Annotated in this window: 21 protein-coding genes; 10 read left to right on the plus strand and 11 right to left on the minus strand. The window is 73.2% G+C overall.

Features of this window, described 5'->3' with window-relative positions:
- Positions 1 to 20: 20 nt before the first annotated feature.
- Entirely contained in the window at positions 21 to 1,193 is a 1,173-nt protein-coding gene (locus EKG83_RS00180) for an MFS transporter (protein WP_084716061.1), read from the plus strand.
- A gap of 413 nt (positions 1,194 to 1,606) precedes the next feature.
- On the opposite strand, the gene EKG83_RS00185 is transcribed toward EKG83_RS00180, so the two are convergent.
- Together EKG83_RS00185 and EKG83_RS00190 are read right to left on the minus strand one after the other, a co-directional pair.
- Complete coding sequence (locus EKG83_RS00185) at positions 1,607 to 1,969, minus strand: hypothetical protein (RefSeq protein WP_033428153.1); 363 nt, start codon at positions 1,967 to 1,969, stop codon at positions 1,607 to 1,609.
- Positions 1,970 to 1,982: 13 nt separating this feature from the next.
- Complete coding sequence (locus EKG83_RS00190) at positions 1,983 to 2,303, minus strand: hypothetical protein (RefSeq protein WP_033428152.1); 321 nt, start codon at positions 2,301 to 2,303, stop codon at positions 1,983 to 1,985.
- Positions 2,304 to 2,576: 273 nt separating this feature from the next.
- On the opposite strand from EKG83_RS00190, the gene EKG83_RS00195 reads away from it, so the two are divergent.
- The 3 genes from EKG83_RS00195 to EKG83_RS00205 all read left to right on the plus strand — a co-directional run bounded on the left by EKG83_RS00195 (position 2,577) and on the right by EKG83_RS00205 (position 5,184).
- Positions 2,577 to 3,899 (plus strand): helix-turn-helix domain-containing protein, encoded by a 1,323-nt coding sequence (locus EKG83_RS00195; RefSeq protein ID WP_228122998.1) that lies wholly within the window; start codon positions 2,577 to 2,579, stop codon positions 3,897 to 3,899.
- Positions 3,900 to 3,915: 16 nt separating this feature from the next.
- Entirely contained in the window at positions 3,916 to 4,806 is an 891-nt protein-coding gene (locus EKG83_RS00200; RefSeq protein ID WP_033428678.1) for a phosphotransferase family protein, read from the plus strand.
- Between the two features lie 90 nt (positions 4,807 to 4,896).
- Positions 4,897 to 5,184 carry a hypothetical protein gene (locus EKG83_RS00205; protein ID WP_228122463.1) on the plus strand — a complete coding sequence of 96 codons (288 nt, stop codon included), beginning with the start codon at positions 4,897 to 4,899 and terminating at the stop codon, positions 5,182 to 5,184.
- 54 nt (positions 5,185 to 5,238) lie between these two features.
- Here EKG83_RS00205 and EKG83_RS00210 read toward each other — a convergent pair whose 3' ends face one another.
- Positions 5,239 to 6,036, minus strand: a complete 798-nt coding sequence (locus EKG83_RS00210) for an NmrA family NAD(P)-binding protein (RefSeq protein ID WP_033428150.1) — start codon at positions 6,034 to 6,036, stop codon at positions 5,239 to 5,241.
- Positions 6,037 to 6,107: 71 nt separating this feature from the next.
- On the opposite strand from EKG83_RS00210, the gene EKG83_RS00215 reads away from it, so the two are divergent.
- The gene (locus EKG83_RS00215; protein WP_051764563.1) at positions 6,108 to 9,179 is read left to right on the plus strand and encodes an NACHT domain-containing protein; all 3,072 of its coding nucleotides are present in this window, start codon (positions 6,108 to 6,110) and stop codon (positions 9,177 to 9,179) included.
- Here EKG83_RS00215 and EKG83_RS00220 read toward each other — a convergent pair.
- From EKG83_RS00220 to EKG83_RS00240, 5 genes are all read right to left on the minus strand, one after another.
- Positions 9,176 to 10,198: a copper resistance D family protein gene (locus tag EKG83_RS00220; RefSeq protein ID WP_033428149.1), complete on the minus strand. Its 1,023-nt coding sequence runs from the start codon at positions 10,196 to 10,198 to the stop codon at positions 9,176 to 9,178. The genes EKG83_RS00215 and EKG83_RS00220 overlap by 4 nt on opposite strands.
- A complete protein-coding gene (locus tag EKG83_RS00225; protein ID WP_033428148.1) occupies positions 10,195 to 10,743 on the minus strand; it encodes a copper resistance CopC family protein in 549 nt (182 codons plus the stop codon). Before EKG83_RS00225 ends, EKG83_RS00220 begins: the two co-directional genes overlap by 4 nt.
- Positions 10,740 to 11,495, minus strand: a complete 756-nt coding sequence (locus EKG83_RS00230) for a YcnI family copper-binding membrane protein (RefSeq protein WP_033428147.1) — start codon at positions 11,493 to 11,495, stop codon at positions 10,740 to 10,742. The genes EKG83_RS00225 and EKG83_RS00230 overlap by 4 nt, the downstream gene beginning before the upstream one ends.
- 47 nt (positions 11,496 to 11,542) lie before the next feature.
- Positions 11,543 to 12,067 (minus strand): hypothetical protein, encoded by a 525-nt coding sequence (locus EKG83_RS00235; protein ID WP_051764562.1) that lies wholly within the window; start codon positions 12,065 to 12,067, stop codon positions 11,543 to 11,545.
- A 141-nt stretch (positions 12,068 to 12,208) separates the two neighbouring features.
- Complete coding sequence (locus EKG83_RS00240; RefSeq protein ID WP_033428146.1) at positions 12,209 to 12,640, minus strand: DUF6474 family protein; 432 nt, start codon at positions 12,638 to 12,640, stop codon at positions 12,209 to 12,211.
- A 107-nt stretch (positions 12,641 to 12,747) separates the two neighbouring features.
- Here EKG83_RS00240 and EKG83_RS00245 point away from each other — a divergent pair, with 107 nt between their 5' ends.
- A complete protein-coding gene (locus EKG83_RS00245; protein WP_033428145.1) occupies positions 12,748 to 14,382 on the plus strand; it encodes a TM0106 family RecB-like putative nuclease in 1,635 nt (544 codons plus the stop codon).
- 184 nt (positions 14,383 to 14,566) lie between these two features.
- Here the strand turns inward: EKG83_RS00245 and EKG83_RS00250 are convergent, their stop codons facing one another.
- Positions 14,567 to 15,319 (minus strand): SDR family NAD(P)-dependent oxidoreductase, encoded by a 753-nt coding sequence (locus EKG83_RS00250; RefSeq protein ID WP_033428144.1) that lies wholly within the window; start codon positions 15,317 to 15,319, stop codon positions 14,567 to 14,569.
- Positions 15,320 to 15,608: 289 nt separating this feature from the next.
- Here EKG83_RS00250 and EKG83_RS00255 point away from each other — a divergent pair, with 289 nt between their 5' ends.
- Together EKG83_RS00255 and EKG83_RS00260 are read left to right on the plus strand one after the other, a co-directional pair.
- On the plus strand, positions 15,609 to 16,898 hold the full coding sequence (locus EKG83_RS00255) for a UDP-glucose dehydrogenase family protein (RefSeq protein WP_033428143.1): 1,290 nt from the start codon (positions 15,609 to 15,611) through the stop codon (positions 16,896 to 16,898).
- A gap of 84 nt (positions 16,899 to 16,982) precedes the next feature.
- Positions 16,983 to 18,770: a gamma-glutamyltransferase family protein gene (locus EKG83_RS00260; protein ID WP_033428142.1), complete on the plus strand. Its 1,788-nt coding sequence runs from the start codon at positions 16,983 to 16,985 to the stop codon at positions 18,768 to 18,770.
- 262 nt (positions 18,771 to 19,032) lie between these two features.
- On the opposite strand, the gene EKG83_RS47355 is transcribed toward EKG83_RS00260, so the two are convergent.
- A complete protein-coding gene (locus tag EKG83_RS47355) occupies positions 19,033 to 19,359 on the minus strand; it encodes a hypothetical protein (RefSeq protein ID WP_033428141.1) in 327 nt (108 codons plus the stop codon).
- Between the two features lie 174 nt (positions 19,360 to 19,533).
- Here EKG83_RS47355 and EKG83_RS00270 point away from each other — a divergent pair, with 174 nt between their 5' ends.
- Both EKG83_RS00270 and EKG83_RS00275 read left to right on the plus strand, forming a co-directional pair.
- Positions 19,534 to 20,334: a sensor histidine kinase gene (locus tag EKG83_RS00270; RefSeq protein WP_051764561.1), complete on the plus strand. Its 801-nt coding sequence runs from the start codon at positions 19,534 to 19,536 to the stop codon at positions 20,332 to 20,334.
- Complete coding sequence (locus tag EKG83_RS00275) at positions 20,331 to 20,990, plus strand: response regulator transcription factor (RefSeq protein ID WP_033428140.1); 660 nt, start codon at positions 20,331 to 20,333, stop codon at positions 20,988 to 20,990. Before EKG83_RS00270 ends, EKG83_RS00275 begins: the two co-directional genes overlap by 4 nt.
- A gap of 133 nt (positions 20,991 to 21,123) precedes the next feature.
- Here EKG83_RS00275 and EKG83_RS00280 read toward each other — a convergent pair whose 3' ends face one another.
- A complete protein-coding gene (locus EKG83_RS00280; protein ID WP_033428139.1) occupies positions 21,124 to 21,498 on the minus strand; it encodes a hypothetical protein in 375 nt (124 codons plus the stop codon).
- Between the last annotated feature and the right edge of the window lie 327 nt (positions 21,499 to 21,825).

A 21,825-nucleotide genomic window follows, 5' to 3' on the forward strand; every position in this document is an offset into this window, starting at 1 on the left:
CCCCGGTCCGCCGGTCGTGGATGGGCTTGCTGTTCCTGGCCAACCTCGGGCTGTGGCTCGGGATCTACGCGCCGATCCAGGTGCTGCTGCCGCGCCAGGCCGAACTGCTCGACGCCGGTGCCAAGGAGGCGGTGTTCGGGCTGGTCACCGGGGTGGGCGCGGTGGTGGCGCTGCTGGCGAACCCGCTGGCCGGGCTGGCCTCGGACCGCACCACGTCCCGGTTCGGCAGGCGGCACCCGTGGACGCTGGCGGGCGCCCTGCTCGGCGCGCTCGGCCTCGCGGTGCTCGCCTCGGCGACCACGGTCGCGGCCGTGGTGACCGGGTGGTGCCTGGTGCAGGCCGGGCTGAACGGGATGCTCGCGTCGCTGACCTCCGCCGTACCCGACCGGGTGCCCGTGCGGCAGCGGGCCAAGGTCGGCGGGCTGGTGGGCGTGTCCCAGATGCTCGGCACGGTGCTGGGCGCGGTCGTGGTGACCGTGCTGGTCACCGGCCTGCCCGCGGGCTACCTGGCGTGCGCGGCCGCGGTGGTGGCGGGCGCGCTGGTGTTCGTGCTGGCCACCCCGGACGCGAGGCTGCGCCGCGCCGACCGGCCGGCGCTGCGGTGGCGCGAGCTGTGGGTGTCGCCGCGCGCCCACCCGGACTTCGCGTGGGCGTGGGCCGCGCACTTCATGGTCAACCTGGGCAACGCGCTCGGCACGCTCTACCTGCTGTACTTCCTGGACGACGAGGTGGGCCACCCGGCACCCGAGGACGGCCTGCTGGTGCTGATGCTGCTCTACGGCGTGGCGCTGGTCGCGGGCGCGGCCTGGTTCGGCGCCCGGTCGGACCGCACCGGCCGCCGCAAGCCGTACGTGCCGGTCTCGACCGGGCTGATGGCGGGGGCGGCGCTGCTGCTGGTCGCCTGGCCGACGTGGCCGGCGGCCCTGGTGGCCGCCCCGCTGCTCGGCCTCGGCTTCGGCGGGTACTGGGCGGTCGCCCTGGCGCTGCTCACCCAGGTGCTGCCGGCCGCGTCCGACCGGGCCAAGGACCTGGGCGTGGTCAACATCGCCAACTCGCTGCCGCAGGTCGTGGCGCCCCTGCTGGCCACCGCCGCCCTCGGCGCGCTGGGCGGCTACCGGGGGCTGTTCGCGGCCTCGGCGGTCGCCACGCTGTGCGCGGCCGCGCTGGTGAGCCGGGTCCGCTCGGTGCGCTGACTCCCGCGGGATCGATTCGGTTGCATCCCCCGGCGCGCGGAGCGCCGAAGCGCACGACGGGCCGGTCGAGCGGACCCCGGGTGATCGGTTGCGGTGGTGGGCCGTTGCGGCGCGGGGGCCCGGACGTCGACCGGATCGGCACGTTCACCGCATCGGGTGAAAAGTGGAACCGGCCCCCGTGCCCGCGCGGGAGGAGCGGACACAGGGGCCGGACGTGGTGCCCGCGGACCAGTGCCGGTCGGGGAGGGAAGGTGTGCACAACACCGGCCCGCGGATGTCTGGATTCGGTTGTGGAGTTCGGCTGGCCGGCGGTCCGTTCGTCGCGGTCGGGGGTTCGCACGTCCCGGACCGCCGGCCAGTAGGCGGGTGCTCGACCTCGTCGCGTCGGGGGAACGACAGGTCGGGGCCGCCCGTCAGTGGGCTCGGGCCACCACCCCGCGGCGCGACCGGGTGACAGGAGGGGTCACCGGCGCCGAGCGGAGGTGCCGAGCCGGGCGCGGGGCCAAACCGCCCGCGACCAGGTGCTCGTACGCGGCGCGCCACACCGAGCAGGGGCTCTTCTGCTGCCGCCACCGGCCGGAGCACTCGGGGCAGTTGCCCTTCTGGTCCGGTTCGTGCGCGGCGAGCAGGGCCCGCCACCCCTCGGTCAGCCGGGGGAGCTCGGAGCGGGCCACCGACAGGAGGGACGGGGCGTCGGCCTCGTTGGCCAGCTCGGTGAGCAGGTCCAGCCGTTCCCACACCGCGTTGCGAAGAACTTGTCCGAGGATCTCGTCCACCGAAACGTCACCGTCACCTTTCCGCCTGCTCGGCGGCCTCACGTAGCGCGGCCCTGAGCTGTACGAGTTGGTCGGCCGACAGCACCGCCGTCTCGCCCGGCGGACCGACCAGGACCACGCGGCCCCGGTCGACCAGCACGGTGAGGCAGCGCTCCCGGTCGACCACGTCACTGCAGCGAACCCGCCACCAGTGGCGCTGCCCGGTCGTGCCGCGCCATCCGGAGCCGTGGTCGGACAGCCCCTGGACGGACACCGGAGCAAGGGGCGGAACCGGCGCGGCGGTGGCGGGCGCGTGCCCACCGGTGGTGGACCTCGTTCGCTCGACCAGCTCCACGACGTTTCCTCTCCGTGCTCACTCGCTTACCGGAACCCAGATTGCGATGATTCAACCCGGATCGGGACGTCACAGCGCTGGCCGGTGGCCCATCCACGGTAAGCGGTCAGTGGAGTTCGGCAGGGCCGATCAGCCTCGCCGATCGGTACTTCTCGCAGTTGGGGGAGTCCCCTACTCTGCCGTTGACGCCCAAGGGACTGTGAGGGGGCGCAATTGAACACCATCGGTTCGCAGAGCTCTCCTGTTACACCAGACGTCTGGGACCAGCAGGAGATGCGGGACGCGCTGGCCAGGCGCGAGATCAGCACGGTCTACCGGCTGCTCCGCCGGCACGGCGTGTCGCAGCGCCAGATCGCGGCGCTGACGGGCCAGTCGCAGTCCGAGGTCTCGGAGATCCTCAAGGGACGCCAGGTCATGGCCTACGACGTCCTCGCGCGGATCGCCCAGGGCCTGGGTGTCCCGAGGGGGTACATGGGCCTCGCCTACGACGAGGCCACGGCAGTGCGGGTGGCCGCCACGGCGGAGGCACCCCATTCTGAGGAGGACGAGTCGGTGAAGCGAAGGAAGTTCCTCGCGCACGCCGCCGCCATCACCGTGGGCGCGGCCGTGTTCGGCACGGACTCCGGGTCTTGGGCTTCGTCGCCCGCGCAGACACCGGCGCCCGGCCGCATCGGCATGACCGACGTCCGACAGGTCGAAGCCGCCACGCGAGCGCTCCGCACGCTCGACTACCAGTACGGCGGCGGCTCGTGCCGCGACGCCGTGGTCGCCCAGCTGTCGTGGGGGCAGCAGATGCTGGGCGCCAACGCCACCGACCTGGTCCGGGAACGCCTGTACGTCGCACTGGCCGACCTGCACAACCTCGCCGGCTGGACCTCGTTCGACACGGGCCTGTACGACTCGGCCCGCAACCACTTCGGGCAGGCGCTCGGCCTGGCCAAGCAGGGCAAGAAGGAAGAGCTGGTCGCCAACATCCTCTACCGGATGGGCCGCGTCTACCTGCACCAGAACGCGCCGGACGACGCGCTGAAGGTGTTCCATCTCGGCCAGCTGGCCGCGCAGAACTCCGGTTCGGAACTGGCCGTCGGCATCCTGTGCGCGAACGAGGCGTGGGCCTACGCGAAGATGGGCTCCGACGACCAGACGCTCAAGCTGCTCGGCCGGGCGCGCGACGAGTTCGCCCGCGCCAACATCGCCGAGGCGCCCGCGTGGGCCAAGTTCTTCGACGCCAACGACCTGTCCGCCATGATCGGCACCGTCCACACCGAGCTGGCCCAGATGGTCGACGCCAAGTACACGCGGACCGCCATCCCCGCGCTGACCAAGGCGATCAACGGCTACGGCGAGGACATGAGCCGCAGCCGGTCGTTCAACCTCACCTCGCTGTCGATCAACCACCTGCTCGACGGCGACATCGACCACGGCGCCCGCCTCGGCCGGCAGGCCATCGAGCTGTCCGAGGGCCTCAAGTCCGTGCGCACCAAGGACCGGATGAAGCCGCTCCTGCGCGAGGCCGAGAAGCGCCGCAACAACCCCGATGCCCGCGAGCTCGCCGAACGCGTCGCCCGGTTCACCGGCAGCGACAGCGCCGCCTGACCCGCGCGGCGCGCCCCTGGACGGCCGGTTCACCCGCGCCGCGCTGACCTCCGTGCTCCAGCGGCTGTGCGACCGGCTCGGGTTCGCGCACCGCGACGCGCGGCTGGTCAAGTTCACCAGCAACGCCGTGTTCGACCTGCCCGGCGACCGGGTCGTGGTGCGGATCGTCGGCTCGATGAACCTGCGCCACCGCGCGCACAAGGCGGTCGAGGTCGCGCGGTGGCTCGCGGCCCACGACGTGCCCGCCGTGCGCCTGGTCGAGGGGGTCGACCAGCCGCTGGCCGTCGGCGAGCACCTGGCCACCGTCTGGCACACGGTGCCCGCCACGGGCCGCCCGGTCGACGGCCGCGACCTGGGGCGGCTGCTGCGCACGCTGCACTCGCTGCCCGAACCCGGCTTCGAGCTGCCCGCGTGGGCGCCGCTGGACGACGTGCGCAGGCGGATCGCCGACGCCGAGGAGCTGGCCGACGACGACCGCCGGTTCCTGGAGGAGCGGGCCGCCGAGCTGGCCGAGCGGCTGGCCGACCTGCGCACGGCGCTCCCACCGGGCGTGGTGCACGGCGACGCGCACCTGGGCAACCTCATCCCCGGCCCGTCCGGACCGGTGATCTGCGACTTCGACTCCACCGGCATCGGGCCGCGCGAGTGGGACCTGAGCACCCTGCCCATCGGCGTCGCCCGGTTCGGTCACCCGGCCGAGTGGCACCGGCAACTGGCCGACGAGTACGGGTTCGACGTGGTCACCTGGCCGGGTTTCACGTTGTTGCGGCAGGTCAGGGAGCTGAAGCTGACCACCAGCGTGCTGCCGATCATGCGCAGCCACCCCGACGTGGGGCCGGAGCTGAAGGCCAGGCTGAGAACACTGAGGGTGGGTGACACCACCACTCGGTGGACCCCATACCGTTGAACGCGGGGGCGTGGGAGAACGAACCGGTAACGCTCGGGCTCCACGCCACGACCAACGCAACGACGGGATGGCGCGACGGGGGGCGGCGAGGTGCACGTGGTCGGGGACCTGCTCGGGGTGAAGCGCCGGCGCACCAGGCGGGCGCTGCGCGCGGCCCGCATGATCGACGAGGTCGTCGACACCCAGCTGCCGCTGCTCGCCGCGTTCGACGAGCAGCGCCGCCGCCGCTCGGCCGACTACCTGGCCGAACTGGTCAAGCTCGCGCAGGACTACCGCTGCTTCGCCAACGGCTGGATCGACGCCGCGGAACTCGACCGGCGCGGCCGGCGGGCCGTGACCGAGCTGACCAGGCTGCGCACCTCGTCGCGGTCGGCTTAGCGCGGTTCGCCGGGCCGGTGGGGCGCGTGCGGCTCGTCGCACCACGCCGACCGCTCACCGACGCCAGGCCCCCGCCGCCCACGCCTGCTCGACGTACCGCCGGAAGTCCTTGGCCGGCCGGCCCGTGACGCGCTCGACGGTGTCGGTCGCGGTGGAGGCGCCGTAGGCGTCCCAGGCGGCGATCTGGGCCTCGGCCACCTCGGCGGGGATCACCGCGCGGTAGTCGTCCGGCGTGCCCCGGTAGGTGATGGGGGTGTTCGTCCTCTCGCTGATCAGGGCCAGCGCCGCCGGGAACGACAGGACTTCCGGGCCGGTCAGCTCGTAGGTGCGGCCGTGGTGGCCCTCCTCGGTCAGCGCCCGCACGGCCACCGCCGCGATGTCGTCGGCGTCCACGAAGCCCAGCTCCCGGTCGCCGAAGGGCATCACCAGCTCGCCGGCCAGGACCGGGTCGCGGAAGAAGCCCTCGTCGAAGTTCTGGTTGAACCAGTCCGGCCGCAGGACGGTCCAGGTCGCCGTCGAGCCCTTGACCAGGGCTTCCGCTGCGAGCAGGCGTTCGTCGCGCATTTCCTCGATCGCCCGGCTGGAGAGCAGCACGAGCCTGCGGACGCCGCGCTCGACGGCCCGGGTGACGAAGTCCGGGTCGATCGGCAGCTCGTGCGGTGCCATCAGGTAGGCGCTCCCGACGCCGTCCAGGGCCGGGGGCCAGGTCGTCGGGTCGGTCCAGTCGAAGCGCACGTCGCCGCCGTGCCGGGCCGCGCGACGCACCGGGTGGCCGGCCGCGGTGAGCTGGTCGGCCACCCGGCGGCCCGTGCTGCCGGTGGCGCCCAGGACGAGGATCGGTTGGTTCGCCATGGCCCGACTGAACCACCGGGGACCGACATTTTTGCGTTGTGGCTGGTGGGGACGGGCGGTATCGCTGAGCGGTGATCGCCGAGAGCGCGGTGTTGAAGCTGGGGTCCACCATTGCCGGGCACGCGGCGAAGGCGTGGTTGCAGCGGCGGAAGACCCGGTTCGAGCGCGGTGCGTCGCTGGCCGAGCTGGCGCAGGTCGAGCTGAAGGGGCCGTTGCGGCAGCGGAAGCTGTCGAACCTGGTCGAGCGGATCGGGAACCAGGTGGCGGAGCAGGTGGCGCCGGTGATCGAGCAGCGGTTCGGGGACGTGCCGGAGCACGAGGCGGAGGCGGCCGTGCTGGCCGTGGTCGACGTGCTGGAGGGGGTGGACCTGTCGGACCGCGGGTTGCTGGCGGCCGATGCCGACGCGGAGGTGCTGGCCCGGCAGGTGCGGCGGCAGTTCCCGGGGCGGGCGGGGGCGTTGTCGGAGCGGGCCGCGTTGGTGCACGAGCTGGCGTTGGACCAGGCTTGTCGGCACCTGGTGCAGGTGGTGCGGTACCTGCCGTCGTTCCAGCCGACCGCGCTGGCCGAGGTGCTGGGGCGGTTGACCGCGCAGGCGGACCAACTGGACCAGTTGCTGGCCCGTACGCCGGTGACCAGCCTTTACGCGCCTGCGGGCACGGATCGGGACGAGGAGTTCCGGGCCGAGTACCTGCGCCACGTGGCCAACGTGCTCGACCGGCTGGAACTGCTCGGGTTGCCGGGGGACGAGCAGCCGAGGCTGGCCCTGACCGTCGCGTACCTGAGCCTGAGCGTGTCGGGTGGGGGTAGGCGGACCCGCCCGCACCCGATGCGGTGGCTGGACCGGCAACCGGGTCGGGAGGCCGAGGGCGTGCCGGTCGAGGCGGCGATCGGTGAGCGGACGAGGGTCCTGCTGCGCGGTGAGGCCGGGTCGGGCAAGACCACCCTGCTCAACTGGCTCGCGGTCAGGGCGGCGCGGGGGGAGTTGAGCGGGCCGCTGGCCGAGTGGAACGGCCGCGTCCCGTTCGTCGTCCGGCTGCGCAGCCATGCCGAGGGCGACCTGCCGATGCCGGAGCGCTTCCCCGGTGATTGCGCCGCCCCGATCGCCGACCTGGCCCCGGCGGGGTGGGTGCACCGGCTGCTGCGAGCCGGTGAGGCGATGTTGCTGGTCGACGGTGTGGACGAGGTGCCCGCCGCGCGTCGTCGAGCGGTGAAGGTCTGGTTGCGCGAACTGCTCCAGGCGTTCCCGGACGTGCGGGTGGTGGTGACTTCCCGCACTGCGGCGGCGGACAGCCGTTGGCTGGCGGACGACGGCTTTTCGGCGGTGACCCTGGAACCGATGAACTCGGCCAACATCTCGGTGTTCGTCGAGCGCTGGCACGAGGCGGCGGAGCTGCCCGGGAGCTCGGCGGAAAGGCGGATGCGGAGTCAGTTGGAGAGGCCGCACCTCCGTGAGTTGGCCGGTAGTCCACTGCTGTGCGCGATGCTGTGCGCGCTGAACCTGTCGCACCGCTCCGAGTTGCCGCGCAACCGCATGGATTTGTACGCCAAGGCGTTGGCGATGCTGTTGCACCTGCGTGACGCCGAACGCGGGATCGCCGGTTTGCTGAGCGACACCGAGAAGCGTGTGCTGCTGCGCGACCTGGCCTGGCGGCTGACGTTGGCGAACAAGGTGGAGTTCCCGGCTCCGGAGGTGTTGGAGCACATCGCGCGCAAACTGCCCGCGATGCCGGACGTCGACGCCGAGGCGGAGGTCCTGTTCAAGCACCTGCTCGAACGGAGCGGGGTGCTGCGCGAACCGGTGCCCGGTCGGATCGACTTCGTCCACCGGACCTTCCTGGAGTACCTGGCGGCGGACGAGGCGATCCAGCAGCACCACATCGGCACTCTCGTCGCCCATGCCCACCTGGACACGTGGTGGGAAACCGTGGTGATGGCCTGCGGGCACGCCACCGCGAAGCAGGCGAGCGAACTGCTGACCGGTGTCCTGAACCGCGCTGAAGAGGAGCCGAGCGGTGCTCGTCACCTCAGGCTGTTGGCCGCGGCCTGCCTGGAAACGGTGAAGGACATCAGTCCTGAAGTGCGCGCCCGCATCGACGCGATGGTCGGGGCGAAGCTCGTGCCGCCGCGCAGCTTGCGGGAGACGCAATCGCTTGCGTCCATCGGTCACCGGGTGCTCCGCTACCTGCCCACCAGCCTTGACGGCCTGTCCGAGGCCCAGGCGGCGGCAACCGTCCGTGCGGCTGCCCTGACCGCCACGACCGAAGCGCTACCGCTCCTCGGGAGGTACGCGCAGGACTCCCGCGAAAAGGTGCAGCAGGAGTTGTGGAAGGCGTGGCACTACTTCGACCCCGAGCTTTTCTCGGAAGAAGTCCTGGCCGACTCGCCGCTGCACAACGGCCGGCTTCGGATCGATTCGACGCGCTTCCTGGAGCATGTGCACAGGGTTCGCTCGTTGTCTTCGCTCGAAGTGTTCCTACCTGCTTACCGGCCAGTTCGCGACCTGAACTTCACGAGCGGTGTTCCCCGTCTGACCGCGCTGAAGTTCTGGTCTGCATCCGTGATCGACTTGGCGTCGTTGGGCGTTCATGCGGAACTCGTCAGGCTGGAGGTGTCGCATGCTTCAGGATTCGATGGGATGAGTGCGCTCGGTGAATTGCCGCTGAGGTTGTTGTCGCTGGGTTCGCTGGCTGGGCAAACGGACCTGGCTCCGATTGGAGAGATGGCGACTCTTCGGACGCTTCACCTGGAAAAAGCTACTGTCGAAGGAATTCGGTCTCTAGGGGAAATGTCGCACATCGGCTGGGCGAGCCTGTTCAACTGTGACATCTCACCCGATTCGGTGGTGAGAGCGTTTCCGTTGGCACGCGGTCTGAACTGCGTGCATGGCGCTCCACTCGACCTGGCCCGCTTCGTGGAACTGCCTCTGGAGTTCCTGATCCTCCAGAACGTGGAGATCGAAGACCTTTCGGCGGTGACCCGCATGGCCGGACTGCGCGAGTTGTCGTTGTGGAGGGTCAATTTCGACCGCGACTTGACGCCCCTGCGCGACACGAACCTCAAGAAGTTGACGCTGCCGCTTGGTGAGGAATTCCTAGGGCTGGGCGCGCTGTCCCCATCATTGAAGATCAGCTACTGGGGCTAGGCCACCGGCGCCCGTGACAGCACAACCGCCAGCCCGAACGCCACCCCCATGATCGCCAGCTCCACCGCCGCCCACCCCACGAGCGCCGTCGGCTTGTGCTGGGCGATGTGCGGCAGCATGCGCCACCGGATGTTCGCCCCCAGCACCGCCAACCCCGCCGCGCACACCACCTTCCCCAGCAGCACCAACCCGTACGACGTGGTGAACAGCGACCCCGGCAGGGTGACGACCGGGTTCAGGGCCAGCTCCAGGATTCCGTTGAACAACCCGGTCACCGACACCAGCACCAGCGACACCGTCGCCAGCTTGGAGAACTTCGGCAGCGCCTCGGCCAGCAGCCCGCGCCGGTGGGCGACCAGCGCCACCAGCACCGCCAGCCCGCCGGTCCACGCGGCCGCGCCGAGCACGTGCAGCTCCATCGAGATCATGGAGTAGTCGTGGTACTTCCAGTTCGACGCGTGACCGGTCACCGGCAGCGGCAGCAGGCCGAACATCGAGATCAGGATGCGCAGCTCCGCGGGCACGCTCTCGCCCCGCCGCACGGCCAGCACGCCGATCCACAGGGAGACCAGCGCGCACGCGGCGCTGAACAGCAGGCCCTGGCCGGCACCGACCCGCCGCACGTAGTCCACCACCATGGGCATGGTCAGGTCGGCGTCCGGCCTCGTCTCGTAGGCCCTGATCACGATCGACAGCAGCGCGGTGAACGCCCACACCGCCGCCCCGACCACGGCGGCCGGCCTGGCGACCCGCAGCACCGGTTCGGTGATGGCCGGGCGGTCGAAGCCCAGCAGCTTCGGCAGCAGGGAGCAGCCGACCACGAACGTCGCGGCCAGGTCCAGCAGCACCCGCACGACCGGGTGGCCGAACCGGACCACCGCCCCCGGGTCGGTGACCCCGACCACCTCGGGGGTGGTCGACAGGCCCAGGCCCAGCAGCACGCCGACGACGCCGCCCGCGAGCAGCCCGCCAACGACCCAGTACCTGTTGGAGGGGGTGGTGGTCCGGTTCACCGTCATCGGGACGAGGGCTCCCCGCCGCCGCGCAGGGCGAAGAACACGCCGCCCGCGAGGAGCACCACCGCGCCCGCGATCCACACCCAGATGGGCACGCCGCCCCCGCCGTCCTCCCCGGCCGCGTCCTCGGCGGCCGTCGCCGCGGCGGGTGCCGGGGTGCCGTCACCCGCCTCGGTCAGGGTGAACTTGAGCGAGCCGGTGACGGGGTGGCCGTCCGCCGACAGGACCCGGTAGCCGACCGTGTACTCGGCCGCCGGGCCCAGGGGGCGCACCGGGAAGGTGACGCTGTTGTCCCGGACCGTCGGCTCGCCGTCCGCCTCCCAGCGCGTGCCCTCGGGCCCGGTGACGGTGACCGTGTTGAACTTCTCCCCGGCCTGCACCGGCTGGTCGAAGGTCAAGGTGACCGCGGTCGGGCCCTGCGCCAACGACGACCCGTCCTTCGGGTCGCTGCTGATGAGCACGTTGTGCGCCAGCGCGGGCGCGGCGGTGCCGAGCAGCACCGCGCCCGCGACCAGGCCGGTCAGCAGCAGCGAGGCGACGCGCCTCATGCCGTCGGCCTGCCCGCGCGGCGGGACCGCAGCACGGCGCCCGCGCCGAGGCCCAGGCCGAGCGCGCCGACCGCCAGGCCCGCGCCGCCCAGCCAGCGGGCGGTGTCGTCGGTGGCCGACGCCGAGGCGTGGTCGTCGTCCGCCGACGCCGCGGTCGTGGCCGAGACGCCGTGGTCGTCGTCACCGCTCGCGGCGACCAGCTTCAGCACCGGCGCGGGGTGCTCCGGCTCGTCGGCGCCCTCGGCGGGCGGCGCGGCGTTCCAGTCCACGACCTCGCCGCTGTCGTAGGTCTGCTTGGTCGGCAGGAGGAGCTGGTCGGTGTTGTCCGGCAGCGGGCCGACGGACAGGTCGAACTCGTTGAACTGGCCGGGCTCGATGCGGGTGCCCGGCTCGGCGGTCCAGGTCACGGTCTGCACCGCCTCGGTGATCTGGCGGCCGTGCGCCTCGATCGGGGTGGCCAGCTTCTGCTTGACCGCCTCGGCCTTCCAGCCGGGCACGGGCCTGGTGCTGACCGAGGCCAGCGGGTACTCGGCGGGCAGGGTCACCTCCAGCTTCACCGTGCCCGCGTCGGGGCGCTCGTTGGGCACCCGCAGCGTGACCTTGGTGTAGCCGCCCTTGGCGGCCGGGCCCGGGGTGGACGCCGTGACGTGCGCGGCCGCGACGCCCGCGGTGCCCAGCGCGAACAGGACGGCGGTGGCCAGCGCCGCGCCGGCCTTGGCGAGCGTGCGCACGCCGGAACGATTCGTCGACATGAAATTGTGCTCCTGAGATGACCAGAGGTGTCGGGGGACTCGGGTGATCAGGAGGACGGGGGCCCGCGGCGGCCGTGCACGCGCCGCAGCAGCACCGGGACCAGCCGGTTCGCCACTCGGGCCGGAATCGGCGCGCGCGGCACGTCGACCGCCGGCAGCGGGCTGGGCGGCACCGGCAGCAGCCGGGCCGCGGCCGTGGCCAGCGCGTGCAGCACGGCGTCGGCGCGGGCCAGCAGCAGGCCGGTGAGCAGCGCGGCGACCGCGTGCGCGCCCGCCATGCCGGCCGGGCTGAAGCCGAGGCCGGGGCCGTCGGCGGTGTGGTGGCCCAGGTCGAGCAGCGCGTGCTGGGCGAGCTGGGCGGCGCCCAGGGTGGCCGGGACCGCCCACGGGCGGCGGCCGCGCTCGGCGAGCGCGGTGCCCGCGAACGCGATCAGCAGGGTCAGCGGCAGCGCGGGCGCGAACTCGGTGACGTGGCCACCGGCGGCGCCGTGCGCGGTGGTGCTGAGCGCGGCGGACGTGACGGCGAGCAGCGCTGCCCGCGCGAAGCGGGGCGAGGCCGGCCGTCTGGTCACACCCGAGAGCCTAGGAGGTCGGGGGCACCGACGTGAGCACCCACCCGTCGGGTCTTGGCGGACCGCCGGTCCGCCCACCCGGTGGGAGCGGTCGAGCCGGTGCCGTCCCGCGCGTCGGGTGGGCCGTGGCCGGGGTGCGGCTCACACACCCAGGCGCTTGAGCAGTTCGGCCTCCAGGCCGTCGAGGTCGGCCGAGACGGCGCGGTGCGCCGCCTTGCGCCGCGCGGCCGGCATCCGCTCCGCCGCGCGCACGGCCGCCAGCAGCTGACCGAGCCGCTTCTCCGTGACCTCCACGTACGCCCGCTCGGTCTCGCGCAACTGCTCCAACGCCTCGCCGAAGCCGACGATGCGGGCGTGCAGCCCCGCCCCGCGCCCCGAGTACCTGCTCAGCTGGTCGACCGGCACGCCGAGCCGCCCCGCGCGGTAGTGGTCGTAGCGGTCGCTGACCAGCGCGGCGGCGCGCGCGGCCATCGGCGCGACCACCGGGATCAGCGCCGGCGCCAGCACCTTGGCCACGCCGACGAGGTTCTTCGCCCTGCTCGGGGTGAACCCCTTGCCCTTCGCGCGAGCCATGGCCGCACCTCCTCAACCGCAAACCCTAGGGCCGCCGGGGCAAAAGATCGACTCCGGTCCGCCAGGTTGCCGGTACGGGAACGCAAGCGGCGGCTTACCCTGCAACAGTGACTTCCCAGGTGCAACTCGACGCCGGCGTGGTCACTCGTTGCCGGCGGCGGGTGCACCTCGAACACGATCCCGGCATGCGCGAGGTGCCCAGGCTGCCCCCGGACCCCACCGGTCAGCAGCGCAAGGCCGACGCCACCGAGCACCGGCGGGCCGTGGTCACGGCGCTGGGCCGGTTCGTCGGGTCGGACCTGATGGAGATCCCGCAGGACGTCCCGTCGGCCGACCGGGAGCGGGTGACCGCCGCCGCCATGGCGGCCGGGGTGCCGTTCATCTGGGGCGCGGCCCTGCCGCGCGACCCGCTGGGCGGCCGGCGCGGCGGCATCGACCTGCTGGTCCGGGACACCACCGGGTACGTGCCGATCCTGGTGGTCCGGCACAAGGTCAGCGACCCGGGCCAGGGCGCGCGCACGTCGCCGCTGGCCCACCCGCTGCCCGGCGGCGCCCGCGTCGACCCGCTGCGCAAGGTGCGCCCGCAGCCGCGCGACCAGCTCCGGCTCGCCCACGCCCAGCGCCAGCTCCAGGCCGCCGGGTACGCGGTGCGCGGGCGGGCGACCGGCGGCGTGATCGGGATGGACGCCGACGTGGTCGTGTGGCACGACCTGGAGGCCCCGAACTGGCCGAACGGCCGCACCGCGCTGTCGGAGTACGACTCGCGGTTCTCCGACCGGCTGGCCGTGGCGGCGGCCGCGGCCAACGGCGCCGAGCCGCTGGCCCGGCCGACGCGGATCGTGGAGTGCCGCAGCTGCCCGTGGTGGCCGGTGTGCGAGGAGGACCTGCGCGACGCGCGGGACGTCAGCCTGGTGGTGCGCGGCGAGGACGCCGTGGCGCTGCGCAAGGTCGGCGTCACCACGGTCGACGAGCTGGCGCGGCTCGACCCGGCCGAGCAGGTGACGCCGCTGGTCGGGATGCTGCACGAGGACGCGGTCATCCTGGCCCGCGCCTGGCTGCGCGACCTGGCCGTGGTGCGGCGGGTGTCGAAGATGGACGTGCCGCGCGCCGACGTCGAGGTCGACGTGGACATGGAGAGCTTCGGCGACCTCGGCGCCTACATGTGGGGCTGCCTGCTCAGCGGCGCGGACGTGGGCGAGGAGCCGGGCTACCGGGCGTTCGCCACCTGGGAGGCGCTGCCCTGCGACGACGAGGCCCGCTCGTTCGCCGAGTTCTGGGGCTGGCTGACCGGCGTCCGCCTGCGCGCCCGCGCCCGCGGCCTGACCTTCCGCGCCTACTGCTACAACGAGCTGGCCGAGAACCGCTGGCTGCTCGGGTCGGCCGCGCGGTTCAAGGGGCGACCCGGCATCCCGACCGTCGGCCAGGTGAAGGAGTTCATCAACTCCGACGCGTGGATCGACCTGTTCGGCATCGTCCAGGACCAGTTCCTGTGCGCGCACGGCAAGGGCCTGAAGACGATCGCCCCGGTGGCGGGCTTCACCTGGCGCGACCCGGAGGCGGGCGGCGAGAACTCGATGCGCTGGTACCGCGACGCGGTGGGCATGGACGGCCGGCCGCCGAACCCGGCCCAGCGCGACCGCCTGCTGGTCTACAACGAGGACGACGTCCGGGCCACCCACGCCCTGCGGGAGTGGATGACCTCGGACGCCATGGACGACCTGCCCTTCGCCGGCGACCTGTGACCGCGAGTCGAACCTCCGGACCCCGCGAGTCGAACCTCCGGACCCGCCGAGTTCAACGCCCAGGTCCCCCGAGTTCGACGTTCACGCGGCCGGGAGGCCGGTCGAGCGGGACCTGAACGTGGAACTCAGGGGTCGTGAGCGTTCGACACGAGGGGGCTGGAGGTTCGACTCGCGCGGGGGTGGGTTAGCGCGGGGCCATGCGGAGGGCGCCGTCCATGCGGATCACCTCGCCGTTCAGGTAGTCGTGCTCCACGATCGAGACGGCCAGCTGCGCGAACTCCTCGGGGAGCGCCAGGCGCTTCGGGAACGGCACGCCCGCGGCCAGGCCGGCGCGGAACTCCTCCGACACCGTCGCCAGCATCGGGGTGTCCACGATGCCCGGCGCGATGGTCATCACCCGCACGCCCACCGACGACAGGTCGCGCGCCGCCGGCAGCGTCATCCCGGCCACCGCCGCCTTGGACGCCGCGTACGCGACCTGCCCGATCTGCCCGTCGAACGCCGCCACCGACGCGGTGTTGACCACGACGCCGCGCTGCCCGTGCTCCAGCGGCTCGGTCTTGCCGATCGCCGCCGCCGCGAGGCGCAGTACGTTGAACGTCCCGACCAGGTTGACGTCGATGACCTTGCGGTACAGGTCCAGCGGGTGCGGGCCCGACTTGCCCACGGTCCGCGCCGACGGCCCGATGCCCGCGCAGTTCACCACCACCCGCAGCGGCGCGCCACCACCGGCGGCCGTGTCCACGGCGGCCTGGACGTCCTCTTCCGACGTCACGTCCGCCGCCAGGTAGGTCACGCCGTCGACCGCCGGCGCCCCCTCGACCGCCAGGTCGAGCGCGTACACGGCCGCACCGCGCGCGGCCAGCGCCCGTGCCGTCGCCGCGCCCAACCCGGACGCGCCACCCGTGACGATCGCCGCGATACCCGAGATCTCCATGCCATCCTCCCCGTCCACCGGACCGGGAAGGAGGTTAACGGTCGTTCATCGGCTGCCGCTCGGAGAGGTGCAGCAGGGCCACCAGCGGCACGGCGGCCAGCAGCGCCAACCCCACGAACAGCAGTGCGATCAGGACGAGTTCCATGAACAAGACACTGCTCCGTTCCCGGCGGATCGCGCGTCCGCCGCGAGAGGTGTTCGCGCGTACCCCCAGGGGACTACCCACCTCACTCTCCGCATACAACTCGCGTTTGATCCGCGGCCAACTTCAGCCGGCACCGTGACCTGCATGTTCGTCCGGCGGATCGCGGTCGTGGGAACGGGTTACGTGGGCCTGACGACGGGGGCGTGCCTGGCCTCCCTCGGGCATCGGGTCGAGTGCGCCGACGTGGACGCGCTGAAGGTCAACCGGCTGCGCGCCGGTCAGGTCGACATCCTCGAACCGGGCCTGGCGGAGCTGGTCGCGCGGGGCCGGGCCACGGGCGGGCTGACCTTCGTCGAGGGCGCCCGCGGCGCCGTGGCCGACGCCGAGGTGGTGTTCCTCTGCCTGCCCACGCCCATGGGCGCGGGCGGCGCGGCGGACCTCGGCGCGGTGGAGGCGGTGGCCCGGGAGATCCGCGACGTGCTGCCGCGCGACGCGGTCGTCGTGTGCAAGTCCACCGTCCCGGTCGGCACCTCGGTCCGGCTGGCCGCGCTGCTCGGCCGCGAGGACGTGGCCGTGGTGTCCAACCCGGAGTTCCTGCGCGAGGGCAGCGCGGTCCACGACTTCCTGCACCCCGACCGCGTCGTGGTCGGCTCGGACTCGCCGCGGGCCGCCGAGCGCGTCGCCGCCCTGTTCGCCGGGCTCGGCGCGCCCACCGTGCTGATGGACGCGGCCAGCGCCGAGATGGTCAAGTACGCGGCCAACTGCTTCCTGGCCATGAAGCTGTCCTACGTCAACGCGGTCGCCGAGCTGTGCGAGCTGGTCGGCGCGGACGTCACCTCGGTCACCGAGGGCATGGGCCACGACCGGCGCATCGGCCAGGCGTTCCTCAAGCCGGGTCCGGGCTGGGGCGGCTCGTGCCTGCCCAAGGACGCCCACGCCATGCTGCGCGTCGCGGACGCGGTCGGCGTCGACTTCCCGCTGCTCAGGGCCACCGTCGAGACCAACGCGCGGCAGCAGCGGCGGGTGGTGGACAAGGTCCGCCGGGCGGTCGGCGCGCTGGCCGGCGCGCGGATCGGCGTGCTGGGCCTGGTGTTCAAGGCGGGCACGAACGACCTGCGCGACTCGCCGGCGCTGGCCGTCGCCGAGCTGCTGGCGCTGGAGGGCGCCGAGCTGGTCGCGCACGACCCGCAGGTCGACCGGCCGCTGCCGGGGATGACCGTGGTGGACGACCCGTACGCGGCGGTGCGCGGCGCGGACGCCGTGGTGCTGCTCACCGAGTGGCCCGAGTTCCGCGCCCTGGACTGGGCGCGGGTCGCGGCCCTGATGGCCGGGTCGACCGTGCTGGACACCCGCAACCACCTGGACCCGGACGCCCTGCTCAGGGCGGGTCTGGTGCTCGACGGGACGGGGCGCGTGCACCGCGTCACGGCATGAGGGTCCATCGACTTCAGTAGATCTTCAGCACACACCTCCTTAGCAGGGGTAACAAAACCGGTCACCTGGACGTACTTTTGCGGGATGTTCACCACCCGCCCCGAACTCGTCGGCACGCACGGCATGGTCGCGTCCACGCACTGGCTCGCCTCCGGCGCGGGCATGGCCGTCCTGGAGGACGGTGGCAACGCCTTCGACGCCGCGGTCGCCGTCGGCTTCGTGCTCCAGGTGGTGGAACCGCACCTCAACGGGCCCGGCGGCGAGGTGCCCGTGGTGTTCGCCGCGGCCGGCGAGAGCGCGCCGCGCGTGCTGTGCGGCCAGGGCGTGGCGCCCGCCGGCGCGACCGCCGCCCACTACCGCGACCTCGGCCTGGACCTCGTGCCCGGCAGCGGCCTGCTCGCCGCCACCGTGCCCGGCGCGTGGGACGGCTGGCTGACGCTGCTGCGCGACTACGGCACCAAGTCGCTGCGCGACGTGCTGGGGTACGCCATCGGCTACGCCCGCGACGGGTTCCCGCTGCTGGAGCGCGCGTCGTTCACCATCGGCACGGTCGCCGACCTGTTCCGCGAGCACTGGACGACCTCCGCGCAGCTGTGGCTGCCCGGCGGCAGGCCGCCCGCGGCCGGGACCCGGTTCCGCAACCCGGTGCTGGCCGACACCTGGGAGTGGCTGCTGGCCGCCGCCGAGGCCGCCGGGTCGGACCGGGACGCCCAGATCGAGGCCGCGCGGCGGGCGTGGTCGCAGGGGTTCGTCGCGGCGCAGGTGGACGAGTTCTGCCGCAAGACCTGGCGGGACGACTCGGGCGCCGACCACGCCGGGGTGCTCACCGGCGAGGACATGGCGTCGTGGGAGGCGTCCTACGAGGACCCGGTGTCGGTGGACCTCGGCCCGTGGACCGTGGTCAAGCCGGGCGCGTGGACGCAGGGACCGGTGCTGCTGCAGCAGTTGCTGCTGCTGGAGGGCTTCGCGGACCGCCTGGCCTACGCCGACGGCGGGCCCACGGCGGAGACCGTGCACCTGGCCGTGGAGTGCGCCAAGCTCGCGTTCGCCGACCGGGAGGCGTGGTACGGCGACGGCGGCGAGGTGCCGCTGGACGCGCTGCTGTCCCGGGCGTACGCGGACGCGCGGCGGGCCCTGGTCACCGAGCACGCCTCGCTCGACCTGCGCCCCGGCTCGCCGCTGGGCGCCGACCCGCTGCTCCCGGCGCACGTCCGGCGCGGCCCGGTGCGGTCGGACGACGAGCCGGGCGGCGCGCTCGGCGAGCCCACCGTGGCCCGCACCGGCTCGGTCAAGGGCGACACCGTCCACGTGGACGTGGTCGACCGCTGGGGCAACATCGTCTCGGCCACCCCGTCCGGCGGCTGGCTCCAGTCGTCGCCGACCATCCCGTCGCTCGGCTTCTGCCTGGGCAGCCGGGCGCAGATGTTCTGGCTGGACGAGGGGCTGCCGAACTCGCTGGCGCCGGGCAGGCGGCCCCGGATCACGCTGTCCCCGACGCTCGCCCTGCGCGACGGGCTGCCCGCGATGGCGTTCGGCACGCCCGGCGGCGACCAGCAGGACCAGTGGCAGCTCGGGTTCTGGCTCGCGCACACCGTCGGCGGGATGGACCTCCAGGCGGCCATCGACTCGCCGATGTGGCACACCAACGCGTTCCCCAGCTCGTTCTACCCGCGCTCGTGGACGCCCGGCGAGGTCGTGGTGGAGTCGCGGTTCACCGGGGCGGACGAGCTGCGCGAGCGCGGGCACCGGGTGGTGGACGCGGGGCCGTGGGCGCTGGGGCGGATGTCGGCGGTGGCCCGGGACGCGCGCGACGGGCTGCTGCGGGCGGCGGCCAACCCGCGCGGCGCCCAGGGGTACGCGGTCGGGCGGTGACCGGATCGCGCGGCCGGGTGACGGGGCCGGTGGCCGGGACGAGGCGGTGGGGCGGGAGGCGGTGAGGCCGGTGGCCCGGCCGAGGCGGTGAGGCCGGTGGCCCGGCCCCGCGGCCCGGACGAGGCGGTGAGGACGGTGGCCGGACGAGGCGGTGAGCCCCGCGGCCCGGACCGGGCGGCGCGGCCGGGGACCGGCAAGAGGTCGGAACGGCCCCGGCCCGAGGGGGAGGGGGCCGGGACCGTTCCGGCTCGGGGTCGGCTCGTCAGGAGCCGAGGCGCAGGTCCAGGTCGACCGGCAGGTCGCGCCTGACCTGCTCTTCCAGCTGCGGGGCGACCCGGCGCTGGAGGTGCCTGCCCAGGCCCTCCAGGCTGAGGTCGCGCGGCTTGAGCGCCTCCACGCGCTGGGCCAGCTCGTTGGTGTCCACGTCCACCAGGTCGCCGACGCGCGCCAGTTGGCCGGGCTCCGCCTCGACGTCCGGCCGCGCCTCCGCGCCGACCTCGGCCGCGTGCGCGGTGCCGCCCAGGCCGAGCGCTGCGACGGTGCTGCCCAGGCCGAGCGTGACACCCGCGATGGTCTTCCTGAGGTTCATGGGCGGGAAAGTTTCGCAAGTGGGGGCACCGCTTCAAGCTCCGCAATCCGGACGGGTGGATTTGTTCACCTGATCCAGTGGCCCCGCGAGCCCCCGCGTACGTCGCCCGACGTACCCGCGGCAGCCGCCCGCGGACCGACGCCGACCGGCCCCCGCCTCCCGTACCGTCGCCCCGTGGGGTGGTTGACGTGGGTCTGGTTCGCGGCGACGTTCGCGCCGCTGCTCTGGCGCGGGCGCTTCCCCGTGGCCGTGGTCGCCGTCACCGGGGTCTCCACCTGGCTGTACTACGTCACCGGCCACTGGGGCCCGCTGATCGCCGCCCCGGCCGCCGCCGTGGTGTCGCTCGCGCGGGTGCGCGGCACCGAGCGGCGCGCCCGCCAGGTGGAGGAGGAGCGGCTGCGCATCGCGCGCGAGGTGCACGACGTGGTCGCCCACAGCCTGGCCATGATCAACGTGCAGGCCGGGGTGGCCGCGCACGTCGCCGACCGCCGCCCGGAGGAGGCCGTCAAGGCGCTGCGGGCCATCAAGGAGGCCAGCGGCCGGGCGCTGGACGACCTGCGCGCCACCCTGGGCGTCCTGCGCACCGGCGAGGGCACCGCCCCGGTGCCCGGCCTGGCCCGGCTCGACGAGCTGGTCCGCTCCGTCCCGGGGACCGTGGTGCGCGGTGAGCCCGGCGAGCTGCCCGCGCCGGTCGACGCGGCCGCCTACCGGGTGGTGCAGGAGTCGCTGACCAACGCGGTGCGCTACGCGCCGGGCGCCACCGCCGTGGTGGTCGAGTTCCGGCGCGCGGAGCGGTCCCTGGAGCTGACCGTCACCGACGACGGCGCCGGCGGCGACCGCCCCGCCCAGGGCTCGGGCGCGGGCATCCGGGGCATGCGGGAACGGGTCGAGGCGCTGGGTGGCACGCTGGAGGCAGGTCCGACGGCCACCGGCTTCGCCGTGCGGGCCGTCCTGCCGGTGGGGGGTCCGCGGTGATCAGGGTGGTGCTGGCCGACGACCAGGCGCTGGTGCGGGCGGGGTTCCGCCTGCTGCTGGAGACCGAGGACGGCTTCGAGGTGGTCGGCGAGGCGGGCGACGGCGCGGAGGCCGTGCGCGTGGCCCGCGAGCGGCGGCCGGACGTGGTGGTCATGGACGTCCGCATGCCCGGCACCGACGGGCTGGTCGCCACCCGGCAGGTCTGCGCCGAGCTGCCCGGCGTGCGCGTCCTGGTGCTGACCACCTTCAACGCGGACGAGTACGTGTTCGAGGCGCTGCGCGCCGGCGCGTCCGGCTTCCTGCTCAAGGACACCGACCCGGTGGAGCTGCTGCACGCCCTGCGCGTGGTCGCGCGGGGGGAGGCGCTGCTCGCGCCGAGCGTCACCCGGAGGCTGATCGAGGAGTTCGCCGCCCGCCCGGAGCACCGCCGGCCCGACCCGCGGGCCCTGCGCGAGCTGACCGCCCGGGAGCGCGAGGTCCTGGCCCTCGTCGCGGCGGGGATGTCGAACGACGAGATCGCCGACCACCTGGTGATCAGCCCGGCCACCGCGCGGACCCACGTCAGCCGCGTGATGACGAAACTGGCCGCTCGCGATCGCGCGCAACTCGTGGTGCTCGCCTATGAATCGGGATTGGTGTCCCCGCGCCGGGGGTGAATATTACTGGTTCCGCCCCCGCGTAATGGCCCCGAACATAAGTCCACGGAATTGCGAAACAATTACCCACAGTGACGAAAAACGGCTACCCGCCGCATTTCGTGTGCGGCGGGTGACGTTAACGGGGGATGAACTAGGCGATCGCGCCGGGCGGCAGCTTGAGGCTGAACGGCAGCGTGGTCACCACGGCGAGGTCCGACGCCGTCTTGCGCATGAGCGTCGGCGCGTTGCGGGTGCCGGGCTCGGGCAGGTCGAGCAGCCGGTCCACGGCCTCGACCAGCGGACCCTCGTAGATCCACACGGCCTGGGAGCTCCGGTTGGTCTCCCGGACGGCCGGCAGCCTGCCCGCGCGGGCCTCGGTCTCCGACCAGAACAGGATGGAGTCGATGAACCCCTTGCGCTGCTTGAACGCCATGATGCGGTCGAGCTGGCCGTCCTCGTCCCGGAGGTGGAGGAACTGGAACCCGCTTTCGCGAAGCTCGATGACCTTGCTGAGAGCGAGATCCATGACGCACCTACCTCTTGTTCCGAGGTCCCCTAGCAGGCACAGGTTCGGACAACTTGTTGAAAATGATCGTACGGCAACCCGACAATCCGCCATAGGGACTAGACCGGTGGGGCGGTCTCAATACGGTCACCCGCACCGGAGTTTTGGTTGTGGCTCGCAGGAAGGTAACGGTCGCCGCGAAATATGCGCGGTCGCGAGGTGACGAGGGTCACAACACTGCTCGGGCCACTGGTCCGCTCCTCCCGCCGGTAGATCCACTCCTCCCCGCTGAAGACGCGGGGCACCAGCCGGGGGTTGCACCGATGCCGCCCCCTGAACCCGCCGGTG

It is taken from the genome of Saccharothrix syringae, assembly GCF_009498035.1.
Lineage (GTDB): Bacteria > Actinomycetota > Actinomycetes > Mycobacteriales > Pseudonocardiaceae > Actinosynnema > Actinosynnema syringae.